Raw genomic sequence first — 18,544 nt, forward strand, 5'->3', positions numbered from 1 at the left:
AAAAAATCAATTATTAAACAACTCTGTTTATCAACATTTAAATAACACTCTTTTAAAGTAAACCTATCTTTTTACAAAAACAACACCCCCACAAAACAATAACAAAAAAAACTCCAATTTAACTGTAACCATTACAGAAATTAGAGGTTTTTATATCGTTTTTACGAAGAAGTGTTTTTTATTTCACCTTTATTCTAAGCCAAATTAAAAGAAATTTTTATTCCTTCAATAATCATACTTGTACCAATAATAGCAATGATTAATCCCATTATTTTACCAATTACAGAAATAACATTGTTCCCTATTTTTCGAACAATATAATCGCTTAAACCAAAAGTAATATAGGTTAACAAGCACATAACCCCGAAAATAAGTATCACCAAACCAATGTGAATATAACTAGCATCAGACACAAAGTTCATGGCAGTTACAATGGTTCCTGGTCCTGCTAAAATAGGAATCGCTAAAGGCGAAACCGCAATGTTTTCATCAATGTCTATACTTTTTAGATGCTTTATATTCGATTTCTTTGATTGTAACATTTCGAAACCAACAAAAAAGATTAAAATACCACCTGTAATCTTAAAGGCAGGAATCGTTATTCCAAATAACTCGAAAATAAATTTTCCTAAAACCACAAAAACAGTAACAATAATAAAAGCGATTATAACAGCCCGTTTATTTATTCTTTGCTTAGTTTCTTTACTTGCTCCGTCTAATAAAGTTAAGAAAATTGGTAAATTAGAAACCGGATTCATAATGGCTAAAAAACCGGTAAATACAGTAATTGAAAACGTTAAAAGATTATCCATTTATTTTTTTTCTGTTTTTTTATAAATCCATTCCGCTATAAAACAAAACCCTATAATTGAAATAGAAATGAGTACTCCCAATAGATTCGTTTCGTACTGTTGGTTTATTAAAATAATGGTGGCAAGCATACATAAAACAAAACCCATTAACGGAATTACTTTATTGCTTCCTGTGTTTTTAGACAATCTAAAACCAACAAAATTTACAATACCAAAAATAAGTAAAAACCCAACACTACCTGCTGTAGAGATACTTTCTAAATCGAGAATATTTACAAGAATTAAAGTAGCAATGGCGGTTACCAATAACCCAATAGGTTGGTTCCATAATTTTGCTAAAAAATGATGATCTAGCTCGTCTTCTTCTGCAATTTCATAATTTACACGGCTAGCACCTAATAAAGAAGCATTTATTGCCGAAAACGTAGAAATTAAAGCGGCCACCGTAATTATAGAAAAACCAATTTGTCCTAACATTGGTTTTGCGGCTTCTGCCAAAACATAATCTTCTGCAGTAGCAATTTTTGAAAAAGGAAGAGAACCTACCGTAACAATTGCAATAATAATGTACAAAATAATAACAAAAATAACCGAGATGTAATAAGCTCTAGAAATATTTTTTTCTGGATTGATAATATCAGGCGCTGCATTTGCTATTAACTCAAAGCCTTCGTAGGCCACAAAAATAACCATTCCGCCAGCAAATAATTTAATAGGAGCTTCCCAATTAGTCACTGCCAATTGCGTCAGTTCTGGATTTCCTATTAACCCGTAACCTCCAATAAAAATAAAGGCCACTAAAATTATCAGTTTAATAACAACAGCATAAGCTTCTATTTTACCAACCACAGCAACACTATAATAATTTATTACAGTTGCCAAAACAATGATACCACTGGCATAAATATGAAAATCGATGGTTTTATGGGGTGTAATTTCTAATAAATTAGGCGCATAAGAACCAAACGCAGAAGCATAAAGAGAAAGCATTATAATATAACTTACCCATAAAAGATTATTAATTGCACCACTAAACACCGTTTTACCAAACCCTTGGTTGATAAACTTTACCGTTCCTCCCCTATTTGGGTACGCTATTGATAGTTTTACGTAACTGTAAGAGGTTATTAAAGCCAAAATTCCTGCCAATAAAAAAGCAATAGGTGTTCCTCCTTTTGCGAGTGATACCGCAAGACCAAGAACTGCAAAAATTCCACCACCTACCATTCCGCCTACGCCAATAGATATTGCTTCTTTTAATCCTATTTTTTTGTTCATTTGTGGTGATTTAAAGTATAAAGGTAAATTTTATTAAAGGATTCAGTATCAAATTTCCTTATAAAATAAAAGCTCAAAACAACGTAATTGTGTTTTGAGCCTTTATGCTTCTTTGCACTATAAATAGAACTTACTTATTCTTCTTTTTAATTTCTTATTAAATTTCTTCAATTTCGAAACCTACACTTTTTACAGCTTCTATTACACTGTTTTTATCTTCATCATCTAAAGTTACTTCTAAAATTTTATCATCGTGTTCTAAATCTACTTTCCATAAATCTACGTTATCTAAATTATTTAACGCAGGGGTTACAGATTTAATGCAACTTCCACAATGGATATTTGTTTTGTATTTTACGGTTGTCATCTTTTTTTATTTTTAATTAATATTTTTATTTTTTAGTCTTAAACTGTTAGAGAGTACAGATATAGAACTCATAGACATTGCAGCCCCAGCAATCATTGGGTTTAATAAAAATCCGTTGATGGGATACAATGCTCCTGCTGCAATAGGAATGGCAATAAGGTTGTAAATAAATGCCCAGAATAAATTCTGTTTGATGGTTTTCATCGTTGCTTTAGATAATTGAATCGCTTTAGAAATCTGTTTTAAATCGGAATGCATTAACGTGATTCCTGCACTTTCCATAGCAATATCTGTTCCGCTTCCCATAGCAATCCCAACATCTGCTTGTGCCAAAGCGTGCGAGTCATTAATTCCATCTCCGGCCATCGCAACCACTTTTCCTTCTGCTTGTAGTTTTTTAACAAAAGCACCTTTGTCTGCAGGCATTACATTGGCTTGGTAGTTTTTTATCCCAACTTTGTTGGCAATTGCTTTTGCAGTTTGCTCATTATCGCCAGTTAACATATGTATTTCTATGCCCATTTGTTGTAATTTCTGTATCGCAGCAAGCGTTGTTTCTTTTACTTTATCGGCTACTGCAATAATACCAACTACGGTATTTTTATGCGCTACATACACCACTGTTTTTGCTTCTGATTTTAAACTATTTGCTTTCGTACTCAATTGGGTAGGAATTGTAATTTCCTTTTGAACCATTAAACTCTCATTCCCTATTCTATATAGTTCGTTTTTATAGGTTGCTTCTGCTCCTAAACCAGTAATACTTGTAAAAGAATCGATAGGAACATTTTCTTTATCTATCGTTTTTAAATGTGCCACAATTGCTTCTGCAATAGGATGCTCTGATTCTGATTCTATGGCAAATACTACTTTTTCTAGTTCGGTAGAAACTGTATTTTTATCCCAAATTAAATCGGTTACTTTTGGTTTTCCTTCGGTGATGGTTCCTGTTTTGTCTAATATTAAAGTATCAATTTTATAAGCCGTTTCTAATGCTTGCGCGTCTTTTATTAAAATTCCTTGTTGTGCTCCTTTACCAATACCCACCATTAAAGCGGTTGGAGTTGCCAAACCTAAAGCACACGGACAAGCAATAATTAAAACAGTAATTGGTGTTAATAATGCGTAGGTTATAGAAGGATCTGGCCCTAAGAAATACCATAAAACGGAAGTCACTATTGCTAAACCAATTACAATAGGCACAAATATACCTGCAATTTTATCTGCCAATTTCTGAATAGCAGGCTTGCTAGATTGTGCTTCTTCTACCAATTTAATAATTTGAGATAGTAAAGTTTCATCACCAATTTTAGTAGCAATAATTCTTAAAGATCCTTTCTGATTGATAGTACCTGCAAAAACTTTGCTTCCCTTCATTTTTTCTACCGGAATCGGTTCTCCAGAAATCATGCTTTCATCTATAAAAGAAGTTCCCTTTTTTACTTTTCCGTCTACAGGAATTTTATCTCCAGGTTTTAAGATAATGAGTTCTCCTTTTAGAATTTCATCATAAGAGATTACTTTTTCTTCGCCATTTCTAATTGCGGTTACTTTTTTAGGTTTTAAACCCATTAATTTTTTAATGGCAGAAGAAGTTTTACTTTTTGCTTTTTCTTCAAAAAAACGTCCTAATAAAATTAACGTAATAATAATTACTGCCGATTCGAAATACACATGAGGTACCAAACCTTTGCTTAAAAAATACTGCGGATTTACGGTATTAAACACACTAAACAAAAAGGCAATTCCGGTACTTAGTGCCACCAATGTATCCATATTTGTAGAAAAACTCTTTAACCTTTTCCATGCAATGGTGTAAAACTCTGCACCACTATAAAATAAAACAGGCAGTGCAAGCGCCATCATAATCCAATTTTCATACGGTATTTTACCTATTAAAAACATAGACATGATAAAAATAGGCACCGAAAAGATTGCAGCGAAAATCAACTTCTTTTTAAGGGTTGCTAATCTTTTTGCTTCTAAGGCTTCAAACTCTTTTTTAGTATCTTCTTTTGTGCCTAAAATCAATTTAAAACCTATTTCTTTAACTTTATTCCCAATAGTTTCCAACGGAATAATATTCTCGTCATATGAAATGGTCACCGATTGATTTGGGTAATTTACAGCAACGTCAAGAATTCCTTTTTGTGGTTTTAAGTAAGATTCAATACTGATAGCACATGATGCACACGTCATACCAGCTACTTTATATTCTTCTTTCATGCTATCACTTTTATTGTACTACAAAAGTACAGCTACTGTACACCAAATTTGTTACAGAATTATGAGTATCATTTGTATAATTCTGATTTAATGATTTTACTTAAAGCGAATCTAAAGATTGATGCTTGGGATCTTTCATCTTTTTAAACTGAGAAGGAGACATACCTGTTTCTTTTTTAAACTGCGCAGAAAGATGTGCTACACTGCTATAATTCATTTGAATAGCAATTTCTGAAAGCGAATATTCTTTGTAAAAAAGGAGTTCTTTTACATGTTCTATTTTCTGTTTTAAAATAAAACGTTCTATAGTAATCCCTTCTACAGAAGAAAAAAGCCTACTAAGAGAAGCATAATCATGCTGTAATTCATCAGAAATATAATCTGAAAAATTGATATTTAAAGGTTCTTTAGAGTGATGTACTTGTGCAATTATTAAGGCTTTAATTTGCGTTATAATTTTTTGATTCTTATCCTCTAACAACTCAAAACCTCTTTCTTTTAAACGCGTACCCAATGCTAATTTTAAAGCATCATTTATTACTGTAGTACTTTCTAACTTCCCTAACTGAAGGTGTTGAATAGAGATCTGTAAATCTGCACAAATTTCTTTTACCACATCAACACAACGTGGACAAACCATGTTTTTTATATAGATTGTATCTGTGTCCATTTTTAGATTTTAAAGAGTAATTAGGGTTTATTTTTGATTATTTATTGGTAAATTTTCTTAAATCTTTATTAGCACCATAGATTACTAAAATATCATTTTCACTTAAAACGGTATCTGGTGCAATTACACCTTGCACCTGTTCTTCGTTTCTAGATTTACCAACAAGAGATTTTACTTTTCTTTTTTTAATGGTGGTTAACGCTAAGATATTGTATTTTCTACGAAGCTGAATTTCCTTAATAGTGCTACCAATATATCTTTCAGGTATATTTACCTCAATAATGCTAAAATCTGCACTCAACTCAAAAGAATCAACCACATTTGTTAAACATAATTTTTTAGCCCAACGCTCTGCAGATTCTTCTTCTGGATGCACTATTTCTTCAATACCAATGGCGTTTAAAACTTTTTCGTGCAAAGGATTTATCGCCCTACTAATTAATCGTTTTACTTGAAAATTTTTAAACAATGCCGTTGTCATAACATTAGCTCCTTGATCTTGCCCAAAGGCGATAATAACCACATCGGTATCACTTAATGGCAATCCAGAAACGGTAGATTCATCCGTAGCATCCATACAAATAGTATGAGAAATTCTTTCTTTATACAATTCAACTTTTGCCATATTGCTATCTATCCCAATAACTTCATTTCCTTGCGTAGTTAGTTTTTCTGCCAATGGAGCACCAAAATTTCCGAGTCCTACAATAATATATTTCATAATATTAGTTTATGGTTATTTCTTCGCTTGGGTAGCGATAATTTTTATGTTTAATTTTTCTAAAAACGGCTACCATTATAGAAAGCATACTTACTCTTCCTATAAACATAATAGCAATTACAACTAATTTGCTTGCCGTACCAAGACTAGACGTAATACCTAAACTTAAACCAACAGTACTATAGGCAGAAAAACTTTCGAAAGCGATTTTTAACAACCCTAATTCTGGGTTAAAAATAGTAATTAGCATAATACTAGAACCTATTACAATTAATGACAGTGCTATGGTTGCAAATGCTCTTTTTACAGAAATATCTGCAATTTCTCTTCGGTATACTTCTATTCTGTTTTTACCTTTTGCTAAACTGAGTATATTTAAAATAGCAATGGCAAAAGTACTGGTTTTTATACCACCTCCGGTGGATGCAGGCGAAGCTCCAATCCACATTAATAAAAAGGTAATCATTATTGTTGGAGATGCCAAAGCAGTCATGTCTACCGAATTAAAACCGGCTGTTCTAGGTGTGGTTGCAATAAATAAAGCATTGACCATTTTACCAAAAAGCGAATGTTCTTCTAAAGTATTATGGTATTCTATAATAAAGAAAAGTATAAAAGCAATACCTGTAAGAGATAAAGTAGTAACTAAATTAATTCGGCTGTTAATTTTTAGTACCCAAGGTTTATAGGTTTTTCTATAAGATTGAAACTTAAAAAAATTAAGAATAACATGTTTTAAATATTTTAAGAGGTTTACTACAATAGGAAACCCTAAACTCCCAAGAAAAAAAGTAGCAATAATAACCAGTTGTAAAGGATAATTAAAACGAAAACCAACTTCATAAATACTATTACTTAACGTAGAAAAACCTGCGTTACAAAAAGCAGATATAGCATGAAAAACAGAGAAAAAAGCTTTGTCTACAAAATTGGTTACTAAGGCATCATCTAAAGAAACGTAAATAAGTATGGCGGCGATTAACTCTACCGTTACAGTGATTACAATAATATTTTTTAAGGTATTAAAAACACCTCCAATTCTTTGTGAATTTGTCATTTCACTTAACGTTAATTGATTCTCATACGTGCTACCACCTTTAAAGAAATAACTAAAATAGCTCGCAAAAGTTAAAATTCCTAAACCACCAATTTGAATTAGAATTAAAATGATAGATTGCCCAAAAACGGTAAAGTAAGAACCCGTATCTACTACAGCCAATCCTGTAACACAAACAGCACTTGCAGACGTAAACAAAGCATCTATAAAAGGCAAACCATTATAGGTTGCTTTTGGCATCATCAATAATAAAGAGCCTAAAAAGATGATGGTTAAAAAACTTAAAATAAATAACTGAGCAGGGTTCAAATAAATTCTATTGAAATTTAATTTCAATTCAGAAAACTCTCTTATAAATGATAAAATAACAGCAAAAACCAACCACAACGGATTGTCTAAAACCAAATCTGTTTGAAAGGATTCACCAACAAACAAATACATATAAATAATACCTAATAGATATCCGATAGAAAGGAGGTCAAAGACCAATACATTCCTTTTTAAAAGATGCGGATTTTCATAATACCGCACAAAAGTAGACGTTAAGCCTAATGCAATTACAATAAAGTAAAAGCCATCTATAAGCTGCTGTACAAAAATAGATTGCTCAAAACCAAAATGAAATATAAAAGCAAACAACCCTAAAACACTTGCCCAAAATGCAGACTTATATATTTTTTTAAAAGCAATATTCATTTTGCAAAAATAATCTTCATAATTCGTATTCCGTTTTTAATATTTGTCTTCAATGGCAGAAGTCAATGCAGTAGTGTTTTATAACAAGTAATTGTTCTATTTCATTTTAATAAGCGACCTTCTTAACCTTTAATTTTTTGTACCGCTAATAGAGATTAAATTTAGGTATTAATTTGAAACAAGCATCAAAATTTAACCTTAAATAAAATCGTTTTTATGATAAACCTCAGTTATAAAGCAATAAGCCTAATTCTAGGTACAAAGTTATCTTTTTCAAGCTCAGAAAAAAACTATATCATCATTAGAGAGAAAGATTTATCAGTCTAACAAATCTAAAATAGAACTTTAACTATTTATCAAAAAAATGTACCGAATTTTATGTAATTTTGATTATTAATGTCATCCCGAATCAAGAATAAGGAGAAATCTAGAAGTCTTTAATTAGAATTTAGAAACTTCATCGAACAAAAAAAGGACAAACACCTAAAAATAAGTCATTTGTTACATTTTATAGACGTCATACTGCCCATTCCTATTCAGAAAACATTTACGTATTCTGTGACTGAAGAAGAAGCTATTTTTTTGCAAAAAGGAATGCGTGTTGCTGTTTCTTTTGGAAAATCGAAGATGTATTCTGCATTGGTTTTAAACATTCATCAAACAAAACCAACGTTATATGAAGCTAAAGAAATTCATCAGATTTTAGATGAAGTACCTTTGGTTAATGAGTTGCAATTACAGCATTGGCAATGGATTTCTAATTATTACATCTGTTCTTTAGGTGATGTGTATAGAGCTGCTTTACCTTCTGCTTTTTTATTAGAAAGCGAAACCATTATCAATAAAAATGAAGCTTTTACAGAAGAGGATCTTTTAGCTGATGATGAATATTTAATTTATGAAGCTTTACAACATCAATCTCAATTAACCATTCATCAGGTTGCAGCCATTTTAGGAAAGAAAAAAGTAATGCCCATTGTTAATTCGTTGATAAAAAAAACGGCGATCACTATAAAAGAAGAAATTTACGAACAATACAAACCTAAATTAGTAAAATATGTTCGTTTACATTCTGATTATTCTTCGGATGATTCTTTAGGTAAACTACTAGAAGATTTATCTAGAGCCAAAAAACAACGAGAAGCTGTTTTAGGTTTCTTTCAATTATCAACGTCTAAAAAACCAATAAAAGCAAAAGAATTAGAAGAAAAAGCAAACGTATCTTCTACTATTTTAAAATCTCTAGTTGATAAAAACATCTTTGAATTTTACCATATTCAAACTGATAGAATTCAGTTTAAAGGAGATACAAACGATTTAAAAGTGCTCAATGAATTTCAAGAAAAAGCACTTTCTGAAATTAAGGAAACCTTTGTAGAAAAAGACGTAACACTCTTACACGGAGTTACAAGTTCTGGTAAAACAGAAGTTTATACAAAACTAATTCAAGAAGTTTTAGATGAAGGAAAACAAGTGTTATTCTTGTTGCCAGAAATAGCATTAACCACACAAATTATAACGCGTTTACAATTTTATTTTGGAGAACAAATTTCTGTTTTTCACTCTAAATATTCCATGAACGAACGTGTAGAAGTTTGGAATAATGTTTTAGAAAACAAACCAAAAGCCAGAATTATTTTAGGAGCTCGTTCTTCTATCTTTTTACCGTTTTCTAACTTAGGTTTAATTGTTGTTGATGAAGAGCATGAAACTTCTTACAAACAGTTTGAACCATCTCCAAGATATAATGCTAGAGACGCTGCTATTGTTTTAGCCAAGATTCACAAAGCAAAAATATTATTGGGTTCTGCTACTCCATCTCTAGAGAGTTACTTTAATGCACAACAAAAAAAATATGGTTTTGTAGCATTAAATAGGCGACACGGAAATGTTTTATTACCAAAAATTGAATTGATTAACGTTAAAGAGAAGCAACGAAAAAAAGAAATGAAAGGTCATTTTTCTGATTGTTTGCTAAAATTGATTCAAGAAGCTTTAGACTTAAAAGAGCAAGTAATTTTGTTTCAAAACAGACGTGGTTTTTCGCCTGTTGTAGAGTGTAAAACTTGTGGTATTTCGCCTCAATGCCCAAATTGTGATGTGAGTTTAACCTATCATAAATTTAGAAACGAATTACGTTGTCATTACTGTAATTATCAGCGTGCAATGCCAAATAGTTGTGGCGCTTGCGGTAGTAATACTTTAGATAATAAAGGTTTTGGTACAGAACAAATTGAATTAGAATTAACTGAACTTTTTCCTGATCATAAAATAGGAAGAATGGATTTAGACACTACTCGTGGTAAATATGGTTATCAGAAAATAATTGGTGCTTTTGAAGCCCGTGAAATAGATGTTTTAGTGGGTACACAAATGCTTTCTAAAGGTTTAGATTTTGACAATGTTACTTTAGTGGGGATTTTAAATGCAGATTCTATGCTAAACTTCCCCGATTTTAGAGCGCATGAACGTGCCTACGATATGATGGTACAGGTTTCTGGTAGAGCAGGTAGAAATAAAAAACAAGGAAATGTAGCCATACAAACCTACAATCCGTTTCATCAAATACTGCAACAAGTTTCTACAACCAATTATGCAGAAATGTATAAAGAACAATTGCAAGAACGTTGGCAATTTAAATATCCTCCTTATTACAGGTTGATAAAAATAACACTAAAACACAAAGATTATAACAAAGTTGATAGTGGCGTAAATTGGTTGTTTAAAGCGTTAACTAGTTCTTTTGGAGAGCATGTTTTAGGCCCTTCTGCCCCTGCAGTTTCTAGAATTAGAAATCAATATATTAAAAATATTGTTATTAAAATTCCTCCAAAACAGAGTTTAGCAAGCACAAAAAAACAACTTCAAAAGATAAAAGATACTTTTGAAGCTGTTAAAGATTTTAGGCCCATCCGTTTTATAACTGATGTGGATGCGTATTAAATAGTGAGCAATATTTAGTGGGCAGTGTTCAGTATCAGTTTACAGTAACGGTTCTCAGTTCCCCCGTGCAATTATAAACTATTAATAGATACTATAATGTTTAGTCTCTTCACTAGCTATAGCGAGTGTCCCGCTCGTAAAGACCACCATAGCATACTGTTTTCATTTTAAAACCCACTTGCTACGGTACGATCGTGACACTAACACTCTCGCTTATGAGTTACTATCACAGCTCAATTGGTAGCAATTTTTTAATAAAAAACTAACTGCCTACTGCAACTGTAAACTGAAAACTGTAACTTTTTAATAATTTCTATATTGTTTTGTTTCTTCGAAAACGTATTCTAATATTTTTTGCTCCATTTCATCAAAAACAATATCTCTACGTTTCATAACAACTTCGGCAACTTCAAAAACTTTGTTGGTTTTGTATTCTGTAAATCCAGATGCTCCTCCCCAACTAAAAGAAGGTACAAAGTTTCTTGGAAATCCGCTTCCAAAAAGATTTACGCTAACGCCAACTACAGTTCCTGTATTAAACATGGTGTTAATTCCGCATTTAGAATGATCTCCCATCATTAAACCACAAAACTGTAAACCCGTTTTAGCAAAACGACCTGTTTCATAATCCCATAATTTTACTTCAGCATAATTATTCTTTAAATTAGAATTGTTGGTATCTGCACCTAAATTACACCATTCTCCTAAAACAGAGTTCCCTAAATAACCATCATGTCCTTTACTAGAATAGCCAAATAAAACAGAATTACTAACCTCTCCTCCTACTTTACAGTACGGTCCTAAAGTGGTTCCTCCATATATTTTTGCGCCCATTTTTAATACGGCATGTTCTCCCATTGCAAAGGGTCCTTTTACAGCACTGTTTTCTAAAACTACCGCATCTTTACCAATATAAATAGGTCCTTCAGAAGCATTTAAAGTCGCAAAAGTAATTTCTGCTCCTTCTTCAATAAAAATATTTTCGGCATTAATACACCTTGTTCCTGCTGGTATTGGCTCAGACGTTCTACCTTCTGTAATTAAATCGAAATCTTGTTGAATTGCTGATGCATTTAAAGAAAAAATATCCCAAGTGTTTTTTACTTGTAAAAGATCTTCTTCAAATTCTATTTGTGTGTATTCATCAAAATTAACTTCTTCTTGAGAATCTGATGTGTAAAAAGCAATAACATCTTCTCCTTTAAAAATAGCTTCATTTTTTGATAATTCTTTAATCTTATCAACCAAACTCTCTGTCGGACAAAAAGAAGCGTTTATCAAAATATTTTCTTCCATTTCTACCATCGGATATTTTTCTTCTAAATATTCCTCAGTAACAGTTGTTGTAGTTAAGCCTAAGTGTTTCTCCCATTTTTCTCTAATGGTTAAAATTCCTATTCTAATCTCTGCAACTGGTCTTGTGTATGTAAATGGTAATAACGAGTTTCTAACATCGCCATCAAATAGAATATAATTCATTTTTTTATTTTTAAAGTGATACAAATTTACTTTAAAATGAGCATTAAAAAAACCGATTCTAATAATTTGAGTCGGGTTTTATCAATTTAAAAAAAAAATCAGTTAATTAAGATTCTTTTATATGCTACAGGAATCTAAAAATCATTAATTGTCGCAATTTCATTCACTAAATTATAAGTTATCTTTAATATTCTACTATATTTATCATTAAATCCTTAATAATTTTTAATAAGGACTGTTTTTTATGCAATAGCGTAAATAAAACTATAATTTTGCGTCTACATAAAAGTATTATTTTAAGGATAAAATTAAGTATATGACTAAGAAGTTTAAATTTATAGAAGAATCACAAGTAAAAATAATGGAGTTAATGAAACCATCTAACTCTAATTTTAGTGGTAAAATTCATGGAGGTTATATTTTAAATTTGATGGACCAAATTGCATTTGCCTGTGCTTCTAAACATTCTGGAAATTACTGTGTAACGGCTTCTGTAAATAAAGTAGATTTTTTAAACCCTATAGAAGTTGGAGAGTTGGTAACCATGAAAGCTTCTATTAATTTTACAGGTAGAACTTCTATGGTTGTTGGGTTGCGTGTAGATTCTGAAAACATAAGAACCGGAAAAACAAAACATTGTAACTCTTCTTATTTTACAATGGTGGCAAAAGATGACGATGGTAAAAGTACTCCAGTTCCTGGAATTGTATTAACAACCAAAGATGAAGTAAGACGTTTTGCTAGAAGTATTACTAGACAAAGTGAAGGAAGACACAGAACCTCTCGTTTTAGTAGTAATGTTTTTGAAATAAATGATTATATCCATTTATTAGAAGAAAGCAATTCTAAAATTGACTTAAAATAGCTTTTATCTAAATTTATAAAATCAAAAAAAACCGAGTAAAATTAATTTACTCGGTTTTTTATTAAAATATATTTTAAGTTTTATAATGCAATTACAGAAGTATAAAAATTGATAATCTTACTCTACACCAATCTCATTAATCATAGTTCTTGATGGGTTTCTTTGTTCTTTAATATCATAATAAATAAACACAGTAGCAACTGTTGTTACGGTATATAAAATGAATTTAATGAAGTATGAAAAAACCAATAAGATGATATAAATAGGATCTTTAAAAATATTCAAAATTTCAACAGCATCTTCATTTTTTACACCAAAACCTATATGTATAAATTGATAAAAAGTTGCAGGTAAATCTACCACAACACTAATAACCATTATAATTAACTGAATAACAATTAAAACACCAAAGGTTTCCCACCAATGTCCTTTTATAAAGTTAAAAGAATCTGTAATAGCATCCATTGCACTTTTTTCTTGAAAAATAAGCAAACAAATAGATAACGATAATACAACTCCTAAATAGATTCCTGGTAAAAAACAAAACAAAGCACCAACAAATACAATGATTCCGTTTAGTAAAAACAAACCAATATAAGCGCCAAATTTGTCTTTTGCTAAAGTTTCTACTCCCTTTATATTTACAACTCCTTTATTGGCAATGTATGATTTTATGTAAGACAAAGCCGAAACTGTTACCAAAGCATAAGCAACCAAATAAGCACTTATAAAAATAAATACAGGAATTATTAGTTCCGTAAAATTTAAATTAAAAGGATTATCAAAATCGCTTGTGTTTGCCATATCTCCAAAAACAGTTGTAGAAGATATTGCATAATATATCATTGCACCAATAGCTACAAAAATTGGAATAATTGCTGCTTTAAGAATGCTTCCAAAAAAGGATTTCCATTCCGTACTTAGAAATTTAAAAGTATCAGAGATTATTGCACCTAAATCCCTTTTTTTCTTAAACTCTATAAAAATTTTATCTTGCATTCCTATCGGATGTTTTAACAGCTTGTATTTCTAAATTACCTTCTGCTATAATTAGGCGATTCTTTAGTAATAACAACATCATGAGGATGACTTTCATTAATTCCGCTTGCGGTAATTCTTACAAATCGTCCTGTTTCTTTTAATGTTTCTACATCTTTAGCACCACAGTATCCCATACCTGCACGTAAACCTCCAATAAATTGGTGAATACTTTCTGCTAACTCACCTTTATAAGGAACACGACCTACAATACCTTCTGGAACTAATTTTTTAATATCATCTTCTACATCTTGAAAGTATCTATCTTTAGAACCATGTTTCATTGCTTCTACAGATCCCATACCTCTATAAGACTTAAATTTTCTTCCTTCGTAAATAATAGTTTCTCCTGGAGATTCTTTTGTTCCGGCCAATAAAGAACCCAACATTACAGAATCTGCTCCGGCTGCAATTGCTTTAGGAATATCTCCTGTATAACGAATTCCACCATCTGCAATAACTGGTACTCCACTTCCTTTAATAGCTGCGGCAACTTCTAAAACTGCAGAAAATTGAGGAAAACCAACTCCTGCAACAATTCTTGTTGTACAAATAGAACCTGGACCAATACCAACTTTTACAGCATCTGCTCCTGCTTCTACTAAATATTTAGCTGCTGCACCAGTTGCTATATTACCAACAACTACATCTAAGTTTGGAAACTTTGCTTTTACTGCTTTTAAAACCATTACTACACCTTTTGTATGACCATGGGCAGTATCTATAATTACAGCATCTACACCTGCATTTACTAAAGCTTCTGCTCTATCTACAGCATCACCAGTAACACCTAAGGCAGCTGCAACTCTTAATCTACCAAAAGAATCTTTGTTAGCAATTGGCTTTTGAGTTACTTTGGTAATATCTCTAAATGTTATTAATCCTTTTAATTTGTAATCTTCATCAACAATTAAAAGTTTTTCTATTTTATAATTCTGAAGAATTTTTTCGGCATCACCCAAAGAAGTTCCTACAGAAGCAGTTACTAGATTTTCGCTAGTCATTACTTCTACAATTGGTCTTTGTCCATCATGCTCAAAACGTAAATCTCTATTCGTAACAATACCTTTTAAAATACCATTGTCATCTATAATAGGAATTCCTCCAATACCATGTTCTTTCATGTTTGCTTTCGCTTCAGAAACAACAGCTGTTAAAGGCAAAGTTACCGGATCTAAAATCATTCCGCTTTCTGCACGTTTTACTTTTCTAACTTCTTTCGCTTGTTGCTCAATAGTCATATTTTTATGTAAAACACCAATACCACCTTCTCTTGCAATTGCAATTGCTAAAGCAGATTCTGTAACAGTATCCATTGCTGCAGATGCAATTGGTACGTTGATTGTAATGTTTCTAGTAAATTTTGTTTGAATACTTACTTCTCTTGGAAGTACTTCTGAAAAGGCTGGGACCAAAAGAACGTCGTCGTATGTTAATCCTTCTCCTAAAATTTTGTTGTTGTGTGCTGTCATGTTGCAATTAAGATATAATTGCGTGCAAATTTACATATAATATATCAATTTTATACTATCATTAACCTAGTATCTATAATGATAACAATTAGTTTACATTAAAAGTTATTTTTATTTATTCTAAATAAGATTTGTGTAATTGTATTTGAATTGTATATTTGCGCTAAAAAAAACACTATTTTAAATAAATCTAAATAAAATTAAATAATGAAATTCAACTTTACAAAACTATCTATAGTATTTTTTACAAGCATTATGGCTATTTCTTGCTCTAATAATAATGAAGATGAAATACCAACAGAACAAGTAACTAAAGCAGATTTTATAGAAAACTATGCAACAATAGCATCTACAAATTACGCTGACACTTATAATACTGCGGTAGCAATGCAAACAAAAATTAGTGCTTTTATTGCAGCGCCTACAGAAACTACTTTAGCAGAAGCAAGAACATCTTGGTTGCATGCTAGAGATTTTTACGGACAAACAGAAGCGTATAGAGAAGCTAACGGACCAATAGATAACGAAGATTTATTAGCAACCGAAGGACAAATTAACGCATGGCCATTAGATGAAGGGTATATAGATTATGTTTTTAATACTACTGGAGGAACTGTACAAAATGGTTTAATTGGTGATACTACTGTTGAATTAACAGCAGCAAACCTTATAGCTAAAAATGAAGATGGTGGTGCAGATAATATTGCTACAGGATGGCACGCTATTGAGTTTTTACTTTGGGGACAAGATTTAAACTACGATCCTATTAACCATACTACAGATAATTATGCTGTTTCTGGAGATAGACCTTACACAGATTATACAACAGAAAAATTTGCCAACAGAAGAGCTACTTATTTACAAGTTGTTACAGATTTATTAATTAATGACTTAAATGATTTAAATAATACTTGGGCAGTTGGTGGTGCTTATAGAACAACTTTTGAAGCTTTAGATGAAGATGTTGCTTTAAAAAACATCTTAAACGGTATTGGTTTTATTTCTAATGGAGAAGTTGCTCAAGAAAGAATTTATGCTGCTATTGATGAAGGGCAAGAAAATGAACATTCTTGTTTTTCTGACAATACAAACCAAGATATGTGGGCAAATGTACATGGATTAAATAATATTATTGTTGGTAGCTATACTACAGAAAGTGGTGCTATTATTTCTGGAGTTTCATTAATAGAATTAGTGAATCAAAATAATGCAACTTTTGGAGCGTCTTTAGACACAAAAGCTTCCGAAACTATTTCTAAATTAAATACTTTATTAGGTTTGGGTAAAAATTTCGATGAAATTATTAGCGAAGAAAATTTAACCTCTGGTGGTCCTGCTAATGATTTAGCAGTAGCATTAATAAATCAAAGTCACGCAATTTCTGATGCAGCGGGTGCTTTAGGTGTTAGTATTACTGTGGAGTAAGTAATTTAAATAATACAATTATTATTAATAAAACTGAAGGCTTTTATGGTCTTCAGTTTTCTCTATTTTATAAATAAAAAGTAAATGAAGTATTTTTTTTACGTTCTAATTTTTTTCCTTTTCTCTTGTACAACTGATGAGTTTTCTGAAGAAGAATATATAGACATTAATTACGAAGCAGACGAAGAAAATCTAGTATCGGATTTATCTATAGAAGCTTTTACAGGAGAAAAAGCATTTGGTAGATCAATTCCAGGATTATCAAATTTAGAACTCGCTTTTTTTGGTGTTGGTAATGCCATGTTTGAGCAAAGTTGGGTTTCTGCACCTGCAACCACTACTTCTAGAGATGGTTTAGGTCCCATATTTAATGCAAGAGCTTGTGCTACTTGTCACTCTAATGATGGTAGAGGAACTCCTTTATTAGAAAACGGAGCAGTTTCCGAAGGCTTTTTAATCCGTTTAAGTTCTGGAAACGATTTAATTACAGGCCCAATTGGTATTGCTAATTACGGAGGTCAATTACAAGACAATTCTAATTTAGGCATAGATAAAGAAGCAACCATTAATGTGCATTTCGAAACAATTACAGGTAGCTATTCTGATGGAGAAGCTTACGAACTAAGAAAACCAACCTATACAATTGTAAATGAAAATTATGGTTCTTTAAACAACCCAAAACAATCTCCACGTGTTGGTCCACAAGTAATTGGTTTAGGTTTTATAGATGCTTTAAGCGAAGCTAGCATTTTAGCAAACGAAGATATTAATGATATTGATGGAGACGGAATTTCTGGAAAAGCAAATTATGTTTGGAATGTTAAAGAGTCTAAATCTACCATTGGTAAATTTGGATGGAAAGCCAATCAACCAACATTAGAACAACAAGTTGCTGGCGCTTTTAATGGAGATATGGGTTTAACGTCTTCTTTATTTCCGGATGAAAATTGTCCGCATGGTGTAGATTGTAGCAAATTAAATAATGGCAATAATGTTAATGAAACAGTAGAAGTACCAGATACTCAAATGAGCAGAATAATGGTATACCAAGCAGCTATTTCTGTACCAAAAAGAAGAGATTTTAAAACGATTGATGTCTTAGAAGGGAAACAGTTATTTAATGATTTAGCTTGTGTTACTTGCCATGTAAACAATTTTACAACAGGCAATGACTACTCATTATTAACACAACTAGAAAATATAACTATTAGACCTTATTCAGATTTTTTATTGCATGATATGGGTGATGAATTAGCAGATAATAGAGCCGATTTTTTAGCTGATGGAAACGAATGGAGAACACAACCTCTTTGGGGTTTAGGCTTAATCGAAGAAGTTAATAAGCATACTTTTTTATTACACGATGGTAGAGCCAGAAATATTGAAGAAGCTATTTTATGGCATGGTGGCGAAGCAGAAAACGCTAAGAATAACTTCAAAAAATTATCAAAAGAAAAACGAGAACAACTACTTAAATTTTTAAACTCATTATAAT

14 protein-coding genes are annotated in these 18,544 nt (G+C 31.4%); 4 read left to right on the forward strand and 10 right to left on the reverse strand.

Annotated features, from left to right (window positions below):
- Positions 1-194 precede the first annotated feature (194 nt).
- The 7 genes from GQR92_RS03780 to GQR92_RS03810 form a co-directional block, all read right to left on the reverse strand.
- The gene (locus GQR92_RS03780) at positions 195-812 is read right to left on the reverse strand and encodes a MarC family protein (RefSeq protein WP_158837871.1); all 618 of its coding nucleotides are present in this window, start codon (positions 810-812) and stop codon (positions 195-197) included.
- Positions 813-2,090 carry an APC family permease gene (locus GQR92_RS03785; RefSeq protein WP_158837872.1) on the reverse strand — a complete coding sequence of 426 codons (1,278 nt, stop codon included), beginning with the start codon at positions 2,088-2,090 and terminating at the stop codon, positions 813-815.
- A 157-nt stretch (positions 2,091-2,247) separates the two neighbouring features.
- Entirely contained in the window at positions 2,248-2,457 is a 210-nt protein-coding gene (locus tag GQR92_RS03790; RefSeq protein ID WP_158837873.1) for a heavy-metal-associated domain-containing protein, read from the reverse strand.
- 12 nt (positions 2,458-2,469) lie between these two features.
- Complete coding sequence (locus GQR92_RS03795; RefSeq protein ID WP_199269178.1) at positions 2,470-4,683, reverse strand: heavy metal translocating P-type ATPase; 2,214 nt, start codon at positions 4,681-4,683, stop codon at positions 2,470-2,472.
- A gap of 100 nt (positions 4,684-4,783) precedes the next feature.
- Positions 4,784-5,353 (reverse strand): helix-turn-helix domain-containing protein, encoded by a 570-nt coding sequence (locus GQR92_RS03800; protein ID WP_158837874.1) that lies wholly within the window; start codon positions 5,351-5,353, stop codon positions 4,784-4,786.
- Between the two features lie 37 nt (positions 5,354-5,390).
- Positions 5,391-6,074: a potassium channel family protein gene (locus GQR92_RS03805; protein ID WP_158837875.1), complete on the reverse strand. Its 684-nt coding sequence runs from the start codon at positions 6,072-6,074 to the stop codon at positions 5,391-5,393.
- A 4-nt stretch (positions 6,075-6,078) separates the two neighbouring features.
- On the reverse strand, positions 6,079-7,827 hold the full coding sequence (locus tag GQR92_RS03810) for a TrkH family potassium uptake protein (protein WP_158837876.1): 1,749 nt from the start codon (positions 7,825-7,827) through the stop codon (positions 6,079-6,081).
- A 498-nt stretch (positions 7,828-8,325) separates the two neighbouring features.
- Between GQR92_RS03810 and priA the strand changes: the two genes are divergently transcribed.
- Positions 8,326-10,770 carry a replication restart helicase PriA gene (gene priA / locus GQR92_RS03815; protein WP_233269996.1) on the forward strand — a complete coding sequence of 815 codons (2,445 nt, stop codon included), beginning with the start codon at positions 8,326-8,328 and terminating at the stop codon, positions 10,768-10,770.
- Positions 10,771-11,073: 303 nt separating this feature from the next.
- Here the strand turns inward: priA and GQR92_RS03820 are convergent, their stop codons facing one another.
- The gene (locus tag GQR92_RS03820) at positions 11,074-12,249 is read right to left on the reverse strand and encodes a GlmU family protein (RefSeq protein WP_158837877.1); all 1,176 of its coding nucleotides are present in this window, start codon (positions 12,247-12,249) and stop codon (positions 11,074-11,076) included.
- A 316-nt stretch (positions 12,250-12,565) separates the two neighbouring features.
- Here GQR92_RS03820 and GQR92_RS03825 point away from each other — a divergent pair, with 316 nt between their 5' ends.
- Positions 12,566-13,114, forward strand: a complete 549-nt coding sequence (locus GQR92_RS03825) for an acyl-CoA thioesterase (RefSeq protein ID WP_158837878.1) — start codon at positions 12,566-12,568, stop codon at positions 13,112-13,114.
- A gap of 117 nt (positions 13,115-13,231) precedes the next feature.
- Here GQR92_RS03825 and GQR92_RS03830 read toward each other — a convergent pair whose 3' ends face one another.
- Both GQR92_RS03830 and guaB read right to left on the reverse strand, forming a co-directional pair.
- Positions 13,232-14,113 carry a hypothetical protein gene (locus GQR92_RS03830; protein ID WP_158837879.1) on the reverse strand — a complete coding sequence of 294 codons (882 nt, stop codon included), beginning with the start codon at positions 14,111-14,113 and terminating at the stop codon, positions 13,232-13,234.
- A 35-nt stretch (positions 14,114-14,148) separates the two neighbouring features.
- The gene (gene guaB, locus GQR92_RS03835) at positions 14,149-15,624 is read right to left on the reverse strand and encodes an IMP dehydrogenase (RefSeq protein ID WP_158837880.1); all 1,476 of its coding nucleotides are present in this window, start codon (positions 15,622-15,624) and stop codon (positions 14,149-14,151) included.
- Positions 15,625-15,831: 207 nt separating this feature from the next.
- Here guaB and GQR92_RS03840 point away from each other — a divergent pair, with 207 nt between their 5' ends.
- A complete protein-coding gene (locus GQR92_RS03840; RefSeq protein ID WP_158837881.1) occupies positions 15,832-17,049 on the forward strand; it encodes an imelysin family protein in 1,218 nt (405 codons plus the stop codon).
- An 84-nt stretch (positions 17,050-17,133) separates the two neighbouring features.
- Positions 17,134-18,543 carry a di-heme oxidoreductase family protein gene (locus tag GQR92_RS03845; RefSeq protein WP_158837882.1) on the forward strand — a complete coding sequence of 470 codons (1,410 nt, stop codon included), beginning with the start codon at positions 17,134-17,136 and terminating at the stop codon, positions 18,541-18,543.
- The last annotated feature ends 1 nt before the right edge of the window (position 18,544 follow it).

Source organism: Polaribacter sp. L3A8 (assembly GCF_009796785.1).
Classification (GTDB): Bacteria; Bacteroidota; Bacteroidia; order Flavobacteriales; family Flavobacteriaceae; genus Polaribacter.